Source organism: Streptomyces sp. AC627_RSS907 (assembly GCF_019049165.1).
In genome coordinates, this window is sequence record NZ_JAGMUE010001536.1 from 1 (window position 1) to 662 (window position 662).

Sequence of the window (662 nt, forward strand, 5' to 3'; positions counted from 1 at the left end):
CTCAAGGACCTGCTGGCCGACCCCCGCGTCTCCAAGGACCCGCGCCAACACTGGCCCGCGTGGGTCAACGGTGAGATATCCCCTGAGTGGCCGCTGTTCACCTGGGTCGCGGTGCAGAACATGTTCACCGCGTACGGCAGCGACCACACGCGGCTGCGCACGCTGGTCTCCAAGGCGTTCACGCTGCGCCGCTCCAACGCGCTGCGCCCGCGCATCGAGCAGATCACCACGGACCTGCTCGACGGGTTCGCCGACACCCCGCCGGGCGGCGTCGTGGACCTGCGCGAGGGCTACGCCTACCCCATCCCGATCCAGGTCATCTGCGAGCTGTTCGGCGTCACGGACACCGGCATGCGCGATCGCCTGCACGCCTGCGTGGACTCCATCTTCCACACCTCGGCCGACCCCGATGAGGTCACCCGCACCTACGCCGAGATCTACCAGTTGCTCGGCGAGCTGATCACCGCCAAGCGCACCGCGCCCGCCGACGACATGACCAGCGGGCTGATCGCCGCCCGCGACGAGGACGGCGACTCGCGACTGAGCGAGCAGGAACTGCTCGACACCCTGCTGCTGATGCTCAGCGCCGGACACGAGACGACCGTCAACCTGCTCGACAACGCCCTGCACGCGCTGCTCACCCATCCGGGGCAGCTCGCGCT

1 protein-coding gene is annotated in these 662 nt (G+C 69.0%); it reads left to right on the forward strand.

Going from position 1 to position 662, the window contains the following annotated elements; genetic code table 11:
• Nucleotides 1–662 (forward strand): cytochrome P450 (locus KUM32_RS42870; RefSeq protein ID WP_217146959.1); only part of this gene is annotated, 662 nt, incomplete at both ends.